General features: G+C 38.1%; 15 protein-coding genes. 5 read left to right on the top strand and 10 right to left on the bottom strand.

Annotated elements, in window-relative coordinates; translation table 11 throughout:
• Positions 1-130 precede the first annotated feature (130 nt).
• The 6 genes from G6N06_RS15015 to G6N06_RS14990 all read right to left on the bottom strand — a co-directional run bounded on the left by G6N06_RS15015 (position 131) and on the right by G6N06_RS14990 (position 4,346).
• The gene (locus tag G6N06_RS15015; RefSeq protein ID WP_163517603.1) at positions 131-478 is read right to left on the bottom strand and encodes an MmcQ/YjbR family DNA-binding protein; all 348 of its coding nucleotides are present in this window, start codon (positions 476-478) and stop codon (positions 131-133) included.
• Positions 478-861: a nuclear transport factor 2 family protein gene (locus G6N06_RS15010; protein WP_163517602.1), complete on the bottom strand. Its 384-nt coding sequence runs from the start codon at positions 859-861 to the stop codon at positions 478-480. The genes G6N06_RS15015 and G6N06_RS15010 overlap by 1 nt, the downstream gene beginning before the upstream one ends.
• Positions 862-1,031: 170 nt before the next feature.
• On the bottom strand, positions 1,032-1,592 hold the full coding sequence (locus tag G6N06_RS15005; RefSeq protein ID WP_163517601.1) for a hypothetical protein: 561 nt from the start codon (positions 1,590-1,592) through the stop codon (positions 1,032-1,034).
• A gap of 110 nt (positions 1,593-1,702) precedes the next feature.
• The gene (locus G6N06_RS15000) at positions 1,703-2,836 is read right to left on the bottom strand and encodes a tyrosine-type recombinase/integrase (protein ID WP_163517600.1); all 1,134 of its coding nucleotides are present in this window, start codon (positions 2,834-2,836) and stop codon (positions 1,703-1,705) included.
• Positions 2,837-3,028: 192 nt separating this feature from the next.
• A complete protein-coding gene (locus G6N06_RS14995; protein WP_163517599.1) occupies positions 3,029-3,631 on the bottom strand; it encodes an FMN-binding negative transcriptional regulator in 603 nt (200 codons plus the stop codon).
• 262 nt (positions 3,632-3,893) lie between these two features.
• A complete protein-coding gene (locus G6N06_RS14990; protein ID WP_163517598.1) occupies positions 3,894-4,346 on the bottom strand; it encodes a DUF1569 domain-containing protein in 453 nt (150 codons plus the stop codon).
• A 143-nt stretch (positions 4,347-4,489) separates the two neighbouring features.
• On the opposite strand from G6N06_RS14990, the gene radC reads away from it, so the two are divergent.
• From radC to G6N06_RS14970, 4 genes are all read left to right on the top strand, one after another.
• On the top strand, positions 4,490-5,188 hold the full coding sequence (gene radC, locus G6N06_RS14985; RefSeq protein ID WP_163517597.1) for a RadC family protein: 699 nt from the start codon (positions 4,490-4,492) through the stop codon (positions 5,186-5,188).
• Between the two features lie 413 nt (positions 5,189-5,601).
• Complete coding sequence (locus G6N06_RS14980) at positions 5,602-6,903, top strand: polysaccharide deacetylase family protein (RefSeq protein WP_163517596.1); 1,302 nt, start codon at positions 5,602-5,604, stop codon at positions 6,901-6,903.
• Entirely contained in the window at positions 6,893-7,582 is a 690-nt protein-coding gene (locus G6N06_RS14975) for a YjjG family noncanonical pyrimidine nucleotidase (RefSeq protein ID WP_163517595.1), read from the top strand. Before G6N06_RS14980 ends, G6N06_RS14975 begins: the two co-directional genes overlap by 11 nt.
• 227 nt (positions 7,583-7,809) lie before the next feature.
• The gene (locus tag G6N06_RS14970) at positions 7,810-8,742 is read left to right on the top strand and encodes a hypothetical protein (protein WP_163517594.1); all 933 of its coding nucleotides are present in this window, start codon (positions 7,810-7,812) and stop codon (positions 8,740-8,742) included.
• Positions 8,743-9,085: 343 nt separating this feature from the next.
• Here the strand turns inward: G6N06_RS14970 and G6N06_RS14965 are convergent, their stop codons facing one another.
• A complete protein-coding gene (locus G6N06_RS14965) occupies positions 9,086-10,366 on the bottom strand; it encodes a replication-associated recombination protein A (RefSeq protein WP_163517593.1) in 1,281 nt (426 codons plus the stop codon).
• Between the two features lie 264 nt (positions 10,367-10,630).
• On the opposite strand from G6N06_RS14965, the gene G6N06_RS14960 reads away from it, so the two are divergent.
• The gene (locus tag G6N06_RS14960) at positions 10,631-11,425 is read left to right on the top strand and encodes a rhomboid family intramembrane serine protease (RefSeq protein ID WP_163517592.1); all 795 of its coding nucleotides are present in this window, start codon (positions 10,631-10,633) and stop codon (positions 11,423-11,425) included.
• 199 nt (positions 11,426-11,624) lie between these two features.
• Here G6N06_RS14960 and rlmB read toward each other — a convergent pair whose 3' ends face one another.
• The 3 genes from rlmB to G6N06_RS14945 all read right to left on the bottom strand — a co-directional run bounded on the left by rlmB (position 11,625) and on the right by G6N06_RS14945 (position 17,222).
• On the bottom strand, positions 11,625-12,359 hold the full coding sequence (gene rlmB, locus G6N06_RS14955; protein WP_163517591.1) for a 23S rRNA (guanosine(2251)-2'-O)-methyltransferase RlmB: 735 nt from the start codon (positions 12,357-12,359) through the stop codon (positions 11,625-11,627).
• Between the two features lie 150 nt (positions 12,360-12,509).
• Positions 12,510-13,961 (bottom strand): SusD/RagB family nutrient-binding outer membrane lipoprotein, encoded by a 1,452-nt coding sequence (locus tag G6N06_RS14950; protein WP_163517590.1) that lies wholly within the window; start codon positions 13,959-13,961, stop codon positions 12,510-12,512.
• A 12-nt stretch (positions 13,962-13,973) separates the two neighbouring features.
• Positions 13,974-17,222, bottom strand: coding sequence for a SusC/RagA family TonB-linked outer membrane protein (locus tag G6N06_RS14945; protein ID WP_163517589.1), 3,249 nt, complete (start codon positions 17,220-17,222; stop codon positions 13,974-13,976).
• Between the last annotated feature and the right edge of the window lie 122 nt (positions 17,223-17,344).

The following is a 17,344-nucleotide window of genomic DNA, read 5'->3' as shown; positions in this document are numbered from 1 at the left end:
CCGATGTTTACTTAGAACTCAACCCATCTTTTTGCGAACCGCCGTATACGAGACCCGTACGTACGGTGGTGTGAGAGGCGCAGTGGCGACCGGTAGGTCGTCACCCGTCTACTCGATTGGCGGTTCGTTTTTATTTTTTTTTCTGGTTTCTTATCCGTTCCGATAATTTTTTTGGTGCAACTTCGCAATATGCCGAAGTCAATGTTTTGGTCAGTAAATCCTGATTGACTCCACCCAACTCTATAAATGTCCAACCTTGTTTCCCCCATTTATTGTCAACTGGGTAGATGCTGGAACTTAATGATGAAAAATCATCTTGGTCGAATTCCGTTAATTTGACCGTTACCTTGTTGTTTTTCTCATCGAACGTTGCAAATATTTTCTTTTTTATCCGAAAGGATATCTTTTCAAAATGAGGTTCAATCGTAACTTCGGGAAAGTTCAGTATTATTTTTTCTAATGTTCCAAAAGTCGCCATCAACTATTTTTTACAGGTGTTAAATGGGTCAAGACACAAAGCCATTTTTCGTTTTCCTTTTTATACACGTCCGTTACCCATTCATCCGCTTCGATATTTTGTCCTTGCCAAGTCGCTGTATTTTTTCCACGCCCGGTTACAAGTGCGATATCTCCGTATTGTTTTACCCTTAATATTTCCTTGGTCATAGTGGAATGGGAAAGTAGCCCTTGTTCTACAACCTGAAAAAACCGCTCCTTCGGTATTATTCCACCTTGGCTGTCGATAAGTATCCAATCCTCTGTGATACATTCTTTAATCTTGTCCACATTATTGGAAATCACAGCGAGATTGAAGGTTTCTTCAATCTGGAAAAAATATTCTTTCAATTCCTTTTCTGTCATATTTCGTGTTTTTGTTTAAATGACCGCCAACGTTTATGTGTAAGAATAGTTGCGGTGGCAAACATCTAAAATAGTAAACATTTACCGAGCCTGTGGAAAATCCGCAGGATTTTCCAAGTAGGCGAGCACCAAGCAATTATTTTTACACGGTGTTAGCAAACGTATTTTTATTAGAAGCTAAATTCAACGACTACGATTCTTTTATGGAAATAATCATCGAAATTTGGTTTTGAGCTTAAAATTCCATCCACAATTAATTCATTTTGTATCAGTCCTGCACCTTCTCGTTTATACCAGTATTCTTTGATTAATGAATCTGAATCTTTAATTGCATAAAGAGCCCGCATATATGTTCCAATTTGGTTGACGTCTAATATTTTAGTTGAATCATTTGAATCAAGTTCGTGAGAATAACTGTATTCATAAACTTCGTCGTATAATCCACTTTGGTGAAATTCCTTATTTGTTTTGTCTGATTGAAAATCAAATTTTTGCCAATTCGTTGTTGAGTCAGATATTAAGTCAATTAAATATTTATTGTAACCTTCCTCAATTGTTAAATCTGGATAGATTTTGCTTAAATTCTTTTCAAAGTCAAACACGAGTGAATTCAAAGCTTTTGTTTGTCGTTCTCCGAGTACATTTTCAAATTTCGTAATCCGATTGTCCGTTTGTTTTTGAGAACAACTTAAAGTCAATGTCAAAATTAAAATTAAATGGATTTTACGCATTTTTGGTTTATATGTTTGCTAACTTATATATAGGAGCATCAAACCTACCTATTAAACTCCCAAAAGGAGGGATAGGCGTACTTTTTGGTGCTTTTATATTCGAATATAATCTATATTCCCATCTCATCAAATGGATTCTTAATGTTTTTTAAACTACTCTGACTAACGTGGGTATAGATCATGGTAGTTTTAGGACTGTTGTGCCCTAAAATGTCCTGAATATACCTAAGGTCAGTGCCGCTTTCCAATAGATGGGTCGCATAGCTGTGTCTTAACGTATGTAAGGTCACATGTTTTTTTATAGACGTGGCTTCAACCGCCGTACGTAAAATCTTCCGGCAACTTTCTTGAGAATAGGCTTGACCTTCATTCCCTTCAAACAGGTAAACCTTAGGTTTGTATAGAGTGTAATAGTGCCTAAGTAAAGCTAAGGTTTTTTCGCTTAGAGGTACAAATCGGTCTTTGGCACCTTTGGCATGTTTGATATGGATAAAACCTCGTTTACTGTCTATGGCATCCATTTTCAAAGCCAAAGCTTCGCCAATGCGCAATCCGCAGGCATATACCAAACTTAAAATGGTTTTGTGCTTTACATTTTTTACATTGGTGAGTAATTTCTTTACTTCATCCTGGGAGAGAATTTCAGGTAAGCGCTTGTCTTTAATTGGGCGCTCAATTCTGCTGACATCCATCTGGAGGTTGCTGTGATGATTGTAAAATAATTTAATGGCACTTATAACTTGGTTTTGAAATGTCCTGCTATACCCATTGTTTAGAATATAATCTTGATTGAATAAAATGATATCGTCTTTGGTTATTTCTTGAATGGCTTTTTGGGGATAAAACCTGAAGAATATGCGCAATACACCAACATAATTTTCTATGGTGTTATGGCTGTATCGCTTCTGTAAAAGATAAGTTTCAAAACTTTTGAGCGCATCATAATGGAATTTATTAAGCTTTCCGAGTGGTGAGGGTTTCGATTTTGAAACTGGTTGTACTGGTGTTTGAGGACTGGAATGCAGCGCACTGTAATTTATATAGTGATTTTGCTTCCTTAAATAATCAAATAAATTACGCTTATTCTCAGAAGTATGCTCTATATAAAAGACATTATGGGTTTTACTCCATTTTACACCTCCAAAGGCTTTGATATACCTTTTTAAATCTTCATTGTAATCAAAATGAATAGCAATTTGAGAAGCGTTTTTATGGACAAGCGAAGAAAGAGTAATCGTTGGCATATTGAAAAGACTAAAATATTAATTTAAATATAATACAAATCTTTCATTTGGGCTAACTTGCAGATTGTTATGGGTTTATGACGGTAGGTGCGCGGTTGATTGATTTTTTGAATAACATCTGGTAACTATTACACTATCGGTTTGGGATGACCTATGCGTCATGGTCAGGCATCTTCGAGAGTATTCCGTGGGTTAATGAATTTTGAACACCTGATCTAATAAGGTTTGTATACTTTCCTGATTGGCGCGAATTAATTCATTTCTGGCACTTACCATATCCTTTGGTTTTTTGTCTTGTGAAAGCTTGAATTTACCTTCCCAATGAGTAATATCAATTTCAAATCCTCTAACATAACTAATAAACTGTGCCATTCTGGGATTATCCAATTCTAAGGTGTAGTTGTGCTCAGGGGCTTCTAAAAAAGATGTCATGTCAACCATCGATTGCTTGATGGCTGCAGAGTCAATAATTTCTTTGACCTTGCCCTTGAGATGAACCATAATATAGTTCCAGGTAGGCAATTGTGTCGTGCTGTAAATGCTTGGCGATATATAGCATTGTGGACCTGAAAATATAACGGTAACATCATGGTTGTCTTTCAGTAATTCTGCTTGCGGATTGTATTTGTCCAAATGTCCAATCAATTTTCCATCAGAATAGATCAAGGGCAAATGCGAAATCAATGGTTGGTTCTCTTTGACCGAAATGAGAGTAGCCAGCGGATAGGTCTTGATAACCTCAATCATATGCTCATGATTGTCGTCTTGATGATGTCGTGGTGGGTAGTTTGTCATATCATTAATTCCCGCGAAGACGGGAATCACTTGAATTTAAAAATAGTTTTTTGATGAGTGCCTCCAATTTAAGTAATTAAGTGATATTTGTAGAGTGCTCAAATCTACTGACGAAACAGGTGATAATCAATAGAAAGACGATTTATTTGATTTTTTTTACACGGATTTTGCGAATTCTGTCCGAGTTTTTTTAAGCTTCATAACTCATAACTCATAACTCATAACTCATAACTCATAACTAATAACTCACCACTCGAAAGCCTCATACCCCAAACTGCCTCAAGTGATGGTCCAGATGTTTGTATTGCATACGTCCCCATTGATCAGTGCTAAAACTACCAAAATAAGGATGCTTGGGCCAATGCATGTTTAAGGCTTTACCTTGGAATTCGTTTATGATTATCTTCAGTCGGTCCCTTTCCATTTCAAAAATCTGCGGATCCGTTACCTTAAAATCTTTGGGTGTGGTAATGTTCTCAGGCCAGGGTTTGTCATTGTACATGATGGGTTTATAAAATTTGAACACCATTTTTTTAAAAATACTAACTTTTTCCTCCAATTCCATCTTGCCACTTGCCACCAATAACGGCATCTGGCAGTGTTTTACCATTTGTGCTACATCCATTTCCCCCCAGTTAGGCTTAGAGTTTTCTGTGAGCCGATCAATCCTGGTCAATATGTCTTGATGTACTTTTTGGTCAAATAGCGTTTGCATCCTACAACAATTAATATATCTGTTCTGAAATTTACAATTTTTATCTTTTCTTTGGTAATTATTGACTATTTTTTATAACCAAAAATCGACTGCTTCTGCAATTAATACTAACTTTATAACCATCTAAAATCTATTTGGGTAACATGTCAGAAAAACAACCTTCATTTTCCATAAAAAACTGGTCTCAGGACGATCAGCCTCGTGAGAAATTAAGAGATAAAGGAAAGGCAGCCTTGAGCGATGCCGAATTGGTGGCTATTCTGATAGGTTCTGGAAGTCGAAACGAAAGTGCCGTAGAACTGTGCAAACGTATTTTGGCCAGTACCAATAATAATTTAAGTGCGTTGGGGAAATTGTCAATCAAGCAGCTGACCGAATTTAAAGGGATTGGAGAAGCAAAGGCCATCACCATTATTGCCGCCTTAGAATTGGGCAGACGGCGTAGAGGAGAAGAGGCCCTCCAACAGCATAAGATTGATTCCAGCCAATCGGTTTTTGAACTCATGCAACCCGTGATAGGCGAACTGGGACATGAAGAATTTTGGATCATCTATTTGAACAATTCCAATAAAGTGCTTCAGAAAAATCAGTTGAGTAAAGGTGGTATTACAGGAACCTTGGTTGATGTCCGATTGGCATTCAAAATGGCACTCGAAGTGGGAGCAGTGGGAATAATTTTGGCACATAACCATCCATCAGGAACATTAAAACCAAGTGAAGCCGACAAGCAAATTACACGGAAATTAAAAAATGCAGGCGAGAGTCTCGATATTAAGATATTGGATCATTTGATCATTACCGAAAATGCCTATTTTAGTTTTGCCGATGAGGGAATGCTTTAGGAGACGGATGATGGATGACCGAAGACCGATGACCGAAGACCGATGACGGGAACCGGGAATACAGCGACTGAAACTGGGTACTGAGACTGTAACAACCTGCCCCACCGCTTGCCCGAAACTTTTGTAGAGGCGGGCAGCATTTGCGGGGGAGGAGCACTATAAAATACTCAAACACCAAATTTTAAGCAAATCAGGCCAAATTGACATATGAAATCATCATATTCCAAGGTGTTACTATTATAAAAAACAGTGCAATTGGGAAAGTTATTTTAATGAATAGAAGCTTAAGCTGGAAATTTGCCTTTTATTATTTTCTGTTGGATAATTTTTTTAAATATAATTAACTTCATGAATATGGAGCAAATAACCATTTTGGAATTTGGAATTTGTAATTTTGGAATTTACAACCGTTAATGCTGCTAGTTTACACCCATAAAATCACCCCAAGATTAACCTATGCCTTTAGGCATATCAGTTTGCGTGTCTTAAATGTTCCGGTGAGTTTTACAACAACTGTTGAAGAGTTTATTGCACATGATAGCATGAAGATCTCCTACACCAAACAGCCGTTAAGTAGTGAACTCTTTATCAGAAGCCATGAGCTTTTATTTGAACAGGGGCTTTCTGATCTTGATATTCATGTTCAGGATTGGGGCCATACAAAATGCTTTTTTTCCACATCCGATAAAAGTAGTATGCCATTTGATATTTTTGCCGCTACTTTTTATTTGCTGAGCAGGTACGAAGAATATTTGCCGCATGTTAAAGACGAATATGGACGGTTTCTGGCCACAGAAAGTTTGGCCTTCAATGAAGGATTTCTGCACCAGCCCGTGGTAGATATTTGGGCCTATAAATTTAAAGCCATTCTGCAGGAACAATTCCCCGATTTTGAATTTCCTATAAAAAAGTACAATATTCAGCCAGTTATTGACGTTCCAGTGGCTTATTATTTTAAGGAAAAAGGTTTGTTGAGAACCTTCGGTGGTGCGGTCAACGATCTGTTCCGTCTAAAATTAAAACAGTTTTACAGGCGTTTTCAATCGTTGGCAGGCTTTAAACGCGACCCTTACGATACGTTTAAATGGATTATTACCAAACAAAAACAAAATCCAAATAAGTTCATCGTATTTTTCTTGATTGGCGAATATTCCACCTATGACAAGAATATCAATATCAATAAAAAGCGATTTGTATCGCTCATTAAATACGTTGCCGATTACTGTAAGGTTGGATTAAAAGTGTCGTTCTTGGCTTTGGACGATAAAGAAATGCTTAAAAAGGAAAAGCGGACATTGGAATCTACCACTAACCATCCCTTAGAAGCTTCCAGACATTCATTCTCCAAACTCAATTTGCCCGAATCCTACAGGAATCTGATCGAATTGGAAATTAAGCAAGATTTCACAATGGGATATATCAACCACATGGGGTTTAGAGCCGGTACATGTACACCGTTTCACTTTTATGATCTGGACTATGAGGTGCAAACACCATTGCAGATCAATCCGTTTCATTGTGTGGATTATGCCTTGTTAAAACGCCATTCCTTATTGGATAAAAAAGAAGATCTTCTGCGTATCATCCGCGAAGTGAAAAATGTAAATGGCACCTTTGTGCCCATATTTCATAATTATTCGTTTAGCGATATGGACCGATGGAAAGGATTTAGAGAATTGTTTAGAATGGTTTTAGAGTCAGAACATGAGGATTGAAGCTATTAAACACGTTTTTTTTGATTTGGATCATACCCTTTGGGACTTTGATAAAAATTCGGCGTTGACCTTTGATAAAATATTTAAGAAGCATCACGTCGAAATCAGTTTGGAAACTTTCTTGGAGGTTTACGAACCAGTGAATTTGAGATATTGGAAACGCTATAGAAATGACGAGATTGATAAGATTGAATTGCGATACGGCAGACTGCGCGACACGTTTAATGAAATCGGGTTTGCTGTTGATGAGACCTTGATCCATAATCTTGCCATGGATTATATAGAGTTTTTGTCCAGCTTCAGCCATCTATTTGAAGGTACGCTTGACCTCCTACAGTATTTGCAACCCAAATACCACTTGCACATCATCACCAATGGTTTTGAAGAGCCACAGTTGAAAAAGATGAATGCTTCCGCAATCACTTCCTACTTTAAGACCATCACCAATGCTGAAGTTGCAGGCGTTAAGAAACCAAATCCTATTATTTTTGATTTTGCACTCAATATTGCGAAAGCCCAACCAAAAGAGAGCATCATGATTGGCGATAATTATGAAGCCGATATTTTGGGAGCACTGAATGTTGGGTATGACGCTATATTTTTCAATTACAGAAATGACCAAACTGAACCGCATATTAAGCAGATCAAACATTTATCGGAACTTAAAAAATATCTGTAGTGGTATGGTTCGCTTTAAAAGTAGCTCTAGTGACCAATTAAATCGCTTTAAATCCTAATGGCACTGGTGTTTATAAGAAGATGGAATAGGGAAGGATTGATCTGAATCTAAAATTTAATTTCATGTATTTATCAATGAAGATCTTTGTTTTAATTGCCTATCAGCCTTGATTGCTTTTTCCAACTTTATTGTATCTTTATAATCAAATTAATATATCCAAGTATCCTATGAAATCCATTTTAACACTATGCGCCTTTTTGATTTTGTTCAACCTTAAAGGACTCTCTCAAGAAAATATCAATGCTTATAAATACGTCATCGTACCCACATCCTATAACTTTTTAAATGAACCTGACCAATATCAAACAAACTCCTTGACCAAGTTCTTATTTGAAAAACAAGGATTTAAAACACTGTTGGCCGACGAAGAGTTTCCGGAAGACTTGAACAATAACCGTTGTCTCGGCCTGTATGCAGATGTTGAAAAACACAAAGCATTCTTAAATACCAAATTGCAGGTGCACCTAAAAGATTGTAACAATAAAGTGGTGCTCTCTTCAGAAATTGGCGAGTCACGGGAAAAAGAATATGCCAAAGTCTATAATTTGGCGCTAAGAGATGCTTTTAAAAGTTTTGATAATATAAATTACTCTTATCAGCCAAGCGCTAAAATCGTAGCCAAAACCACAACCTCGCCTTCTCAAAATGCAGACGACTTACAGGTTCAAGAAGAAATTGAGCGTTTAAAAAAAGAGGTGGAGGCGCTAAGAGAAATGCGACTTCAAAAAGAAGCCGATGATGCGAAAGCCATAGCCGATAAACAAAATAGTGTAGTGGACCAAGAAAAGATTGACTTGGACGTTAAAGAAGAAAAGCCCGTTAAGAAAGAGGCTAAAATCGAGCTTGCTGAAACCTTAAAAAAAGAAAATAAATCTGATGAAAGTATCCAAACCTTATTTGCAAACCCTGCCGCAAACGGCTACACAATTACAGACGCGTCTTCTAAAGTTCTGTATCATCTGGTATTTTCAGGTAAGGAAGATGTGTATATCGTTAAAGGGCAAGATGCCATTGTCTATAAAATGAACAACAGTTGGATTGTTTCAAAAGCTAATGATTCTGGTGTTTCAATGAAAACGCTTAATGTGAAATTTAACTAAATAACTAAGACTGTTTATCAAATAAAAACCCCGAAGTGCTTTTCTTGCCTCGGGGTTTTAATTATATACATATCAAGATCATTTATCATTGCCTCTCAATTTCACTCATGTCCTAGAGTCTTTTTTTAATCTCTATCGTCTGTTTTCTATTGTCTATTTTCTATGGTCTTTTTGAATGTTCCAGAATGGAGTTGACCATTATTCGTTATTCGTTATTCAAAAATCTTCAATCTTCAATCACTAATTTCTTTTGGTCTTTTATCTCAATTCTATCGTCTTTTGTCCAACTACCCACTACCCACTACCCATTACCCATTACCCACTACCCACTACCCACTACCCTCTAATACCCATATTTCGTCTTCCAACGTTGTTTTAAAAATTCACGCTGCGAGTTTTCCCTGGCGTTATTTCCGGGCTCGTAAAGTTTGGTGTTTTTTATGTCATCAGGAAGAAACTCTTGAGGCACAAAGTTGTTTTCGTAGCTATGGGCGTATTGGTAATTATCGCCATAGCCCAATTCTTTCATGAGTTTGGTTGGGGCATTCCGGATCGATAAAGGCACCGGTAAATCACCGGTCTCCCTCACCAATTGTTGGGCTCTCCCAATAGCTTCATAAGCCGAATTGCTTTTTGGAGAGGTGGCTAAATAGGTGGCGCACTGACTCAGTATAATGCGAGATTCTGGATGTCCAATTACAGAAACGGCCTGAAATGTGGTATTTGCCATGACCAATGCGGTCGGATTGGCATTGCCAATATCCTCACTAGCCAAAATGAGCAAACGCCTTGCAATAAATTTCACATCCTCACCACCTTCAATCATCCGAGCCAACCAATATACGGCCGCGTTCGGATCACTACCGCGAATCGATTTAATGAATGCCGAGATTATATCATAATGCTGTTCCCCAGTTTTATCGTAACGCACCGTATTGCTTTGGACTTTCTCAAGCACCGAGTCATTGGTAATCACAATCTTTTCATCATCGTCATAAGAAGTAATGATCAGTTCAAAAATATTCAAAAGCTTTCGAGCGTCCCCACCTGAAAGACGCAGTAATGCCTCGGTTTCCTTGAGTTGGATATTGCGCTTTGAAAGGATCTCATCTTGGGTAATAGCGCGTTGCAATAAGTCTTCCAGGTCTTTCTTGTCAAATGAATTCAGTACATACACTTGAGCACGTGAGAGAAGGGCGGGAATGACTTCAAAACTCGGATTTTCCGTCGTGGCACCAATGAGCGTGACCCAACCTTTTTCAACCGCTTCCAGCAGCGAATCCTGTTGTGATTTACTGAAGCGATGAATCTCGTCAATAAACAACAACGGATTTTTAGCTGTAAACAAACCGCCACTTTGTTTTGCTTTATCAATCACTTCCCGGATGTCCTTGACTCCAGAGTTGATGGCGCTCAGCTTGTAAAACGGACGATTGGACTCATTGGCAATAATATTTGCCAAGGTCGTTTTCCCCGTTCCAGGAGGTCCCCAAAATATCATGGACGGGATGACGCCCTGCTTGATATGTTGCGTCAAAACCCCTTTGTCGCCAATCAAATGCGATTGACTCAAATAGTCTTTTAAATATTTTGGTCGTAAACGTTCTGCTAATGGTGCATTCATAATGCAAAATTACATGAATATCTTTGAAATAATTAATTTACTAATATACTATTGTAAGACATTGTGTCTTGATGACTCTTTTTTGGGCATGCCTTTTTTGTGAAGGACAAAAAAGTCGTGCTCTCGCGGCTCAATCTTTTTGTTTTGAAAAAAAAACAAAAAGGATTTCAAACAAACCGCTCCATCACTCATGCAGAAATGTGACAATATTTCATATTTCGGTCAAATGGATACGAATTTGATAATAAACCTTTAAATTTAACCATGAGCAATCAACAACATTTCAGGTATTCAACAGGCGTTGTAGCCTATCCCATCTTTTTTTTAATGCTTATTTGGGTGGTGTTCTGGTTGCAAGTGCGCTTTTTTCCGGTCATCAAAACCTGGGGTATTGTCCCTGAAAGTTTGATTGGTTTGCGAGGTATTGTCTTAAGTCCACTCATCCATTCCAATATTGAACACATTTATCACAATAGTATTCCGTTGGTAGTACTCACCATGGCCTTATTTTATTTTTACAGGCCCATTGCTTGGAAAGTCTTGCTTTACGGCATTCTCCTTTCAGGATTGATTACTTGGATTATTGGAAGACCATCAAACCATATTGGTGCCAGCGGACTTATTTACGTCTTGGTCAGTTTTATTTTTTTTAAAGGCATTTTTGCCAAACATTACCGATTGGTGGCCTTGTCACTCATGATTATCTTTTTATACGGTAGTATGATTTGGTATGTGCTCCCCATAAAGGACGGTATGTCATGGGAGGGGCATTTGGGAGGGCTCATCACAGGAATGCTGTTTGCCGTTATCTTTAGAAAATCCATTGCCAAACCAGAACGGTACGTATGGCAGGAACCACAATATAATGAAGAGGACGATCCGTTTTTAAAACATTTTGATGAAAACGGCAACTTTATCGAAAATTTAGAATTGGAAAATGAAGATGAAAGTGAAATTGTCGGCCTACCGGATGTACAAGAAGATGATATTGAAAAAGATGAGCAACATAGCGGACCCAGAGTCAATTATATTTATAATAAGACCCCTAAAAATGAATAATGAGGTCAATGACACCCATCGAATAGATTACAATGGTATTAATTTTTAGTTTTATTTGTTGCCGAAATCTGTTCCCTTTGCCTGTCTGGACATATTCGATGTGTAATGGTTGAGTTAGGAATGCAAAATCAACAATCAAAAATCGTCAATCCTCAATCAAAAATCTTCTAACCCTAATCCCTAATCCCTCATGCCTAATTCACATCCTTTGTCTCACCACCTCATACAAAAACGCACCACAGGCCACAGAAACATTTAAGGACTCAATCTCGCCCAGAATCGGCAATTTGGCTTTCTCATCTACAATCTTTAAAATTGAAGGGTTAATGCCTTTTCCTTCAGAGCCCATAATAATCGCACAGGGTTCGGTAAAGGATACATCATAAAGATTTTGGTCGGTTTTTTCAGTGGCGGCAATCACTTTAATACCTGATGCCTGCATATAAAACACAGCATCTTTGATATGATCGACCTTGCAGATGGGAATCTTGAAAATGGCACCTGCGCTCGTTTTAATAGTATCGCCATTAACGGGAGCGCCACCTTTTTTCTGAATGATAATTCCAGAAACCCCGGTACATTCTGCAGTTCTGATGATGGCACCAAAATTACGGACATCGCTTATCTGATCCAAAAGTAGAAATAAAGGCGTCTTGCCTGATTCCATAACATTGGTGACCAATTCTTCCAACGGATAGAAACTGATAGGCGCAATTTGAGCCACAACCCCTTGATGGTTTTTAGTGGTCAGTCGGTTGAGTTTTTCAACAGGCACATAAGAAAAGTTTAATCGTTCTTTATGTAAAAGCTGTTCCAATTCAGTAGACAAATCGCCGCGCAATCCCTTTTGTAAAAAGATTTTGTCAATGTTTTCACCAGATTTAATAGCCTCTATAACCGCTCTGATTCCAAAAATAGTTGTTTCGTGTTCCATGGGCGCAAAGGTATAAAATAACCTTCTTAGTTTGGGAAGGTTTATTTAAGAATGCATTTATAAGATGATCAATTTTTTAGAAGGAAGAACAAAAAAACCTCTTAAACATAAAGCTTAAGAGGTTTTCAAATTTCAAGTAGGCAAATTACATTAATTTACGTCCCAAAATAATTTTTGTTCGGCAGTATCTTCGCCTATAGCAGCCGATGCAGCATTATAACTTGCACCATTTAAGGTCTGCTCAACAATAGGGTAGGTATATCTGTTTGGATATCCTGACACGGCATCAACAGGCTCTGCCATGATAGGGTAATCTAAAAGACGGATCGAAGTCCAAGCTTCCATTCCCCGGCTAAATAAGGATAACCACTTTTGTGTACCGATAACCTCTTTCCAAGGTGTCGTTGCTGTACTCGTGGCAATAGCAGTGAGATAGTTAACCTCAGGTTGTGCCAAATAGGCTACTGCTTCTGCTGGTGTACCACCCCAATATACTATAGAGGCCGCAACTCCATTGTTATAATGCTCCATTGCAGTGCTTGGAACCGTAAAGTTTTTTGCAGCTAATTCTGCCAAAATGAATTCTACTTCTGAATACGAAAACAAGATTCCTGGAAGAGAAGCATTTTCAAATTGCTCAGAGAAATGCGAAAAGTTAGCATAAGTTGATTCTTGACCAATAACACCTCCTTTGTACTCGCCATCTACCATTGTAAAATATAGAGGTCTTCTAGGATCGTTCAAATCGTTCATGATATCAATTACCGTTTTCCCCGCAACATAATCTTTTCTACCGCTTAATACCAATGATACATAAACCGGATTGGTATTCGGATCAGCTGTTAAATAACTGTAGGTAGCATTGTCATCAGGAGAGGTTATAACACCACTGTCCAAGGCTTCAGTTATAGCGGTTTGCGCTATACCAGGCTCAATGTCTGATATTAAATTCGCCATTCTCAATTTTAATGAGTTGGCAAACATCTTCCATTTTGAAACGTCACCTTGATAAATTCTATCGGCACTACCATAGCTTCCTTTTGAGGTATCCAGTGCATTGATGGCAACTGTTAGTCGAGTGAGGAGATCTTTGTAGATGGTAAGTCCATCATCATATTTAGGCAACAAGTTGTCAATGTCTAAAGCTTCAGAATATGGTACATCTCCAAAGGTTTCTACAAGATTGCTATAAGCATAAATGGATAGTATTTCATTGATTAACAGCTTATTTGGTTTTAAAGCATTTAATGCATCTGTAGTATAAGTAGTTTCTGAGATTACTTTGGAAGCCTCATCCAAATCTTTCAGAACATCTTTGTACATCACATCCCAATGACTTTGGGGAATGGTTCGTGTAACCTGATCATAATTACTTTCGTCAGTATAGGTAGCCTCTTGCAAAAACTGCGACCACAATTGGGTGTTATTGAGGTTAACATTAATTTCGGCAATTTGGTCCATCAGGTTTTTTTGTGCACCAGTAAATAATGATTCACCAGGTACGCTCGCAGGATCTTTTATATTCTGATTGAGATTCTCTAAATCACTAGAGCAAGAATATATGGCGACTGCGCCTATTAATAATAATATTACTTTTTTCATTTTCAGTAGTTTTTAAAATTTCAATTTAACGTTAAATGCAAAGTCCCGCGTTGTAGGAAGTGAACCTACAGAATATCCTTGTAGGTTACCAGCACCTAATCCACTTTCTGGATCGGCATGCGGAAGACTTTTATCAATGATCCAAAGATTTGAACCAATAACGCTAAATGTCACATCCTTAAATAATGATGATTGACCAATTAAACTTTGAGGTAAGCTGTATGATAATGCTACTTCTCTCAATTTCACAAATCCAGCGTCATAAACAAACGCTTTGTCCGGTAAGCCTCTACGGTATCCGAAGGCACCAAATCTGTCCGCTCTAATACGTGTTGTGTTGATAGAACCATCAGGATTAACTCCTGGGTTGATAAAGCCACCACCGTCAGCGAGGGTGTTTCTAACAGGGTTTCCGAGATCATTGATAAATGATGTCTCGGCATAGAGACCTGTAGCCATTCCGTAATAATTATCTAAAGAGAAAATGCTACCACCTTTTTGAACATCAATTAAGAAGCTAAGTGATACGTTTTTGTATGTGAATTTATTGGAGAAACCTGCAGACCATTCTGGATTGATGTCGCCAATAACTTGATCTGACGTAGAGGTTTTAATGTATTCTCCAGAAGTTTCATCCACAACGCGTTGACCGTCAATATACGTGTAGTCTGTTCCGTTGATAACACCATAAGGCTCCCCAACTCTTGCGTTAAGTGTAATTCCTCCTTGGAAAGAACCTAATTGTAAATTATCAATACCATCCGCTAAAGCAATGACCTTGTTTTTGTTGGTAGACCAGTTGATGTTCATGTCCCAAGAAAAATCGTCGTTTCTAACAGGTGCCGCAAAGATGGTGACCTCTACACCTTTATTTTCAATTTCACCGGCATTTAAGATTTTAGAAGTAAATCCGGTAGCTGTAGAAACAGGTACACCATAAATCTGATCTACAGAATTGGTTTTGTACAATGCCACATCCAGTCCTAACCTACTTTTAAGAAAACGCATCTCTAAACCTAATTCAACACTTTCAGTGTTTTCTGGTTTAAGATTCGGATTTTTCTTGACATCTCCAACGGAGGTGTTAGAAGTCCCGATTGGCGTATTTACTGTAAAGCTATCGTACAAAAAGTCGAACGGAGCACTATTACCTACCTCAGCATAACTTGCTCGTAGTTTTCCAAAAGAAATGACATCTGATTCAATTAAATTTGAAAATACAAAACTCGTAGCTATAGACGGATAGTAAAACGTGCTATTGTCTTCTGGTAGAGTTGATGAATGGTCTCTTCTTATTGTGGCATCAACGAATATAAAATCGTCATATCCCAGAGAGGCACTTGCATATACACCATCAACCCCAACTTTTTCGGCAGTTTCCTTTGGCAAAGGTAATGGGCCAACACTATTTTGTAACGAGTATAATTTTGGTACACTCAATCCACCATTGGTTGAAGCGTAGATCATTTGGTATTCATTTCTACGAATATTGACTCCTAAAATACCTTTTAGGTTGAATTTTTCGCCTAAGTCTTTATTGAAATTGAGCATTAAATCGTAGTTGGTTTCCGTGTTACTGATATTTCTTCTTAAATATCCAGAATCTACGTTACCACGATTGACCCCAAAAGCCGACGGTACACTACCATTAGCTCTTCTTTCTTCTTGCATTTCAGAATAAGTATCTGTAGCAATTCTACCAGTTATGTCCAACCAATCCGTCAATTCATAGTTTAAGGATACATTTCCTATAAAACGATTTCTTGAATCATTCTGATAGTTTTCGTATCGTGCAAAGTAAGGGTTGTCCCAGAAGATAGGTACTTCGCCAGGAGCTGATGTACCAGGGTTCCAAGTGACATTTCTGCGAGTCGCAAAATAAATGTCCTTTTGATCCTTTAAGTCAACGTTGGTTTGCCACCATTGTTTAAACATTGAAATGATGTTGTCGCTATACCCCGTAGAGTTTCTTCCTAAACCATCTGTTTTAATGTAATTGGCATAACCTGTGGCAGTTAATTTTTCGTTTAACTTATAATTACCACTGATTGAAAAATTGTGCTTGGTGATATTGCTGTTAGGCATAAGACCATTCTGTTCAAAACGTGTATAACCCAATCTGTAAGATCCATTTTCCAGACCATTTTCAATAGAGATTGAATTGGTAGTTGTGACTGGAGTTTCGAAAAAGGTTATCGGACCATTGGCAGCACTTACCCATGGTGTTGGAGTGAGATAGTTTGGTGAATCAGGATCAAACGAATCCCATTGGTAAACTAACAAACTTGAATCAAATGGAGCTCCATACGAACCATCTTCAGTGTATGGTACTACTTGGTCATCAATTCCGTCACCATTGATATCTTCCATATACCAAAAACCACCTGGCCCGTCATAGTAAGCACCATAACCAGCACCATAATCTTTTTGATATTTAGCAAAAGTGCTCTTGTCAATAGATCCGAAGGTAACGCCAGAATTAACTGTAATTCCTAATCCTTTACTCTTTTTACCGGTTTTGGTCGTGATCATAATCACCCCGTTGGCAGCTCTGGAGCCGTATAGGGCCGATGCTGCTGCACCCTTAAGGATGTTCACTGATTCAATGTCGTCAGGGTTGATGTCAGACGCCGTATTACCATAGTCGTAATATCCACCGGAAGCCTGAGCTTGACTGGCCGAATTGGTATTCGTATTATTGATAGGTACACCATCAATAACAAATAAAGCCTGGTTGCTGCCCGTTAAAGACGCATTCCCCCGAATGACTACGTTCGTAGATCCGCCAAGGTTATTGTTCCTTTTGATTTGAACCCCGGATGCTCTACCTGAAAGGGCATTGACGAAGTTGCCACTTTTAACAGTGCTTAAATCTTCACCTTCAACTTCTTGAGTGGAATAACCTAATGATTTTTTCTCCCTTGAAATACCCAAAGCCGTTACAACAACTTCATCAAGCATTGCAGCGTCTTCTACCATGGTGACGTTGATTGTGCTGGATGTGCCTACTGTAATTTCTTGAGGTTTGAGTCCAACATAGGTGAACGAGAGAATATCACCTGTACTTGCTTCAATGGAATACTTTCCATCAAAATCTGATTGGGTACCAACTGAGGTGCCCTTTACAATAATGTTAACTCCAGGAAGCGGTAAACCAGATTGGTCCGATATGACTCCTGAAATCACTTTGTCTTGCGCATACAACGTATGTGCGACTAACACTATGAATAGCGTTAGAATTACACGAAACTGTGTTTTCATATTTAAATTAATTTGAATTAGCCTGTTCCAAAAGTGCTAATAAAAAGTTAAAAAACCAATTAAAAACTCACCGAATTTGATTTTAATCCAAATAAAAATATTTAGAACACTGAAATACAACC

It is taken from the genome of Gelidibacter japonicus (assembly GCF_010725055.1).
GTDB lineage: Bacteria > Bacteroidota > Bacteroidia > Flavobacteriales > Flavobacteriaceae > Gelidibacter > Gelidibacter japonicus.
This window is presented reverse-complemented; position numbering and strand designations above follow the sequence as displayed.

Coding starts and splice junctions, on each gene's coding strand:
- G6N06_RS15010 (WP_163517602.1), bottom strand. CDS start 861: ATGACAGAAAAGGAATTGAAAGAATATTTTTTCCAGATTGAAGAAACC.
- G6N06_RS14965 (WP_163517593.1), bottom strand. CDS start 10,366: ATGAATGCACCATTAGCAGAACGTTTACGACCAAAATATTTAAAAGAC.
- G6N06_RS15015 (WP_163517603.1), bottom strand. CDS start 478: ATGGCGACTTTTGGAACATTAGAAAAAATAATACTGAACTTTCCCGAA.
- G6N06_RS14960 (WP_163517592.1), top strand. CDS start 10,631: ATGAGCAATCAACAACATTTCAGGTATTCAACAGGCGTTGTAGCCTAT.
- G6N06_RS14975 (WP_163517595.1), top strand. CDS start 6,893: ATGAGGATTGAAGCTATTAAACACGTTTTTTTTGATTTGGATCATACC.
- G6N06_RS14980 (WP_163517596.1), top strand. CDS start 5,602: ATGCTGCTAGTTTACACCCATAAAATCACCCCAAGATTAACCTATGCC.
- G6N06_RS15005 (WP_163517601.1), bottom strand. CDS start 1,592: ATGCGTAAAATCCATTTAATTTTAATTTTGACATTGACTTTAAGTTGT.
- G6N06_RS15000 (WP_163517600.1), bottom strand. CDS start 2,836: ATGCCAACGATTACTCTTTCTTCGCTTGTCCATAAAAACGCTTCTCAA.
- G6N06_RS14950 (WP_163517590.1), bottom strand. CDS start 13,961: ATGAAAAAAGTAATATTATTATTAATAGGCGCAGTCGCCATATATTCT.
- radC (WP_163517597.1), top strand. CDS start 4,490: ATGTCAGAAAAACAACCTTCATTTTCCATAAAAAACTGGTCTCAGGAC.
- G6N06_RS14990 (WP_163517598.1), bottom strand. CDS start 4,346: ATGCAAACGCTATTTGACCAAAAAGTACATCAAGACATATTGACCAGG.
- G6N06_RS14995 (WP_163517599.1), bottom strand. CDS start 3,631: ATGACAAACTACCCACCACGACATCATCAAGACGACAATCATGAGCAT.
- G6N06_RS14970 (WP_163517594.1), top strand. CDS start 7,810: ATGAAATCCATTTTAACACTATGCGCCTTTTTGATTTTGTTCAACCTT.
- G6N06_RS14945 (WP_163517589.1), bottom strand. CDS start 17,222: ATGAAAACACAGTTTCGTGTAATTCTAACGCTATTCATAGTGTTAGTC.
- rlmB (WP_163517591.1), bottom strand. CDS start 12,359: ATGGAACACGAAACAACTATTTTTGGAATCAGAGCGGTTATAGAGGCT.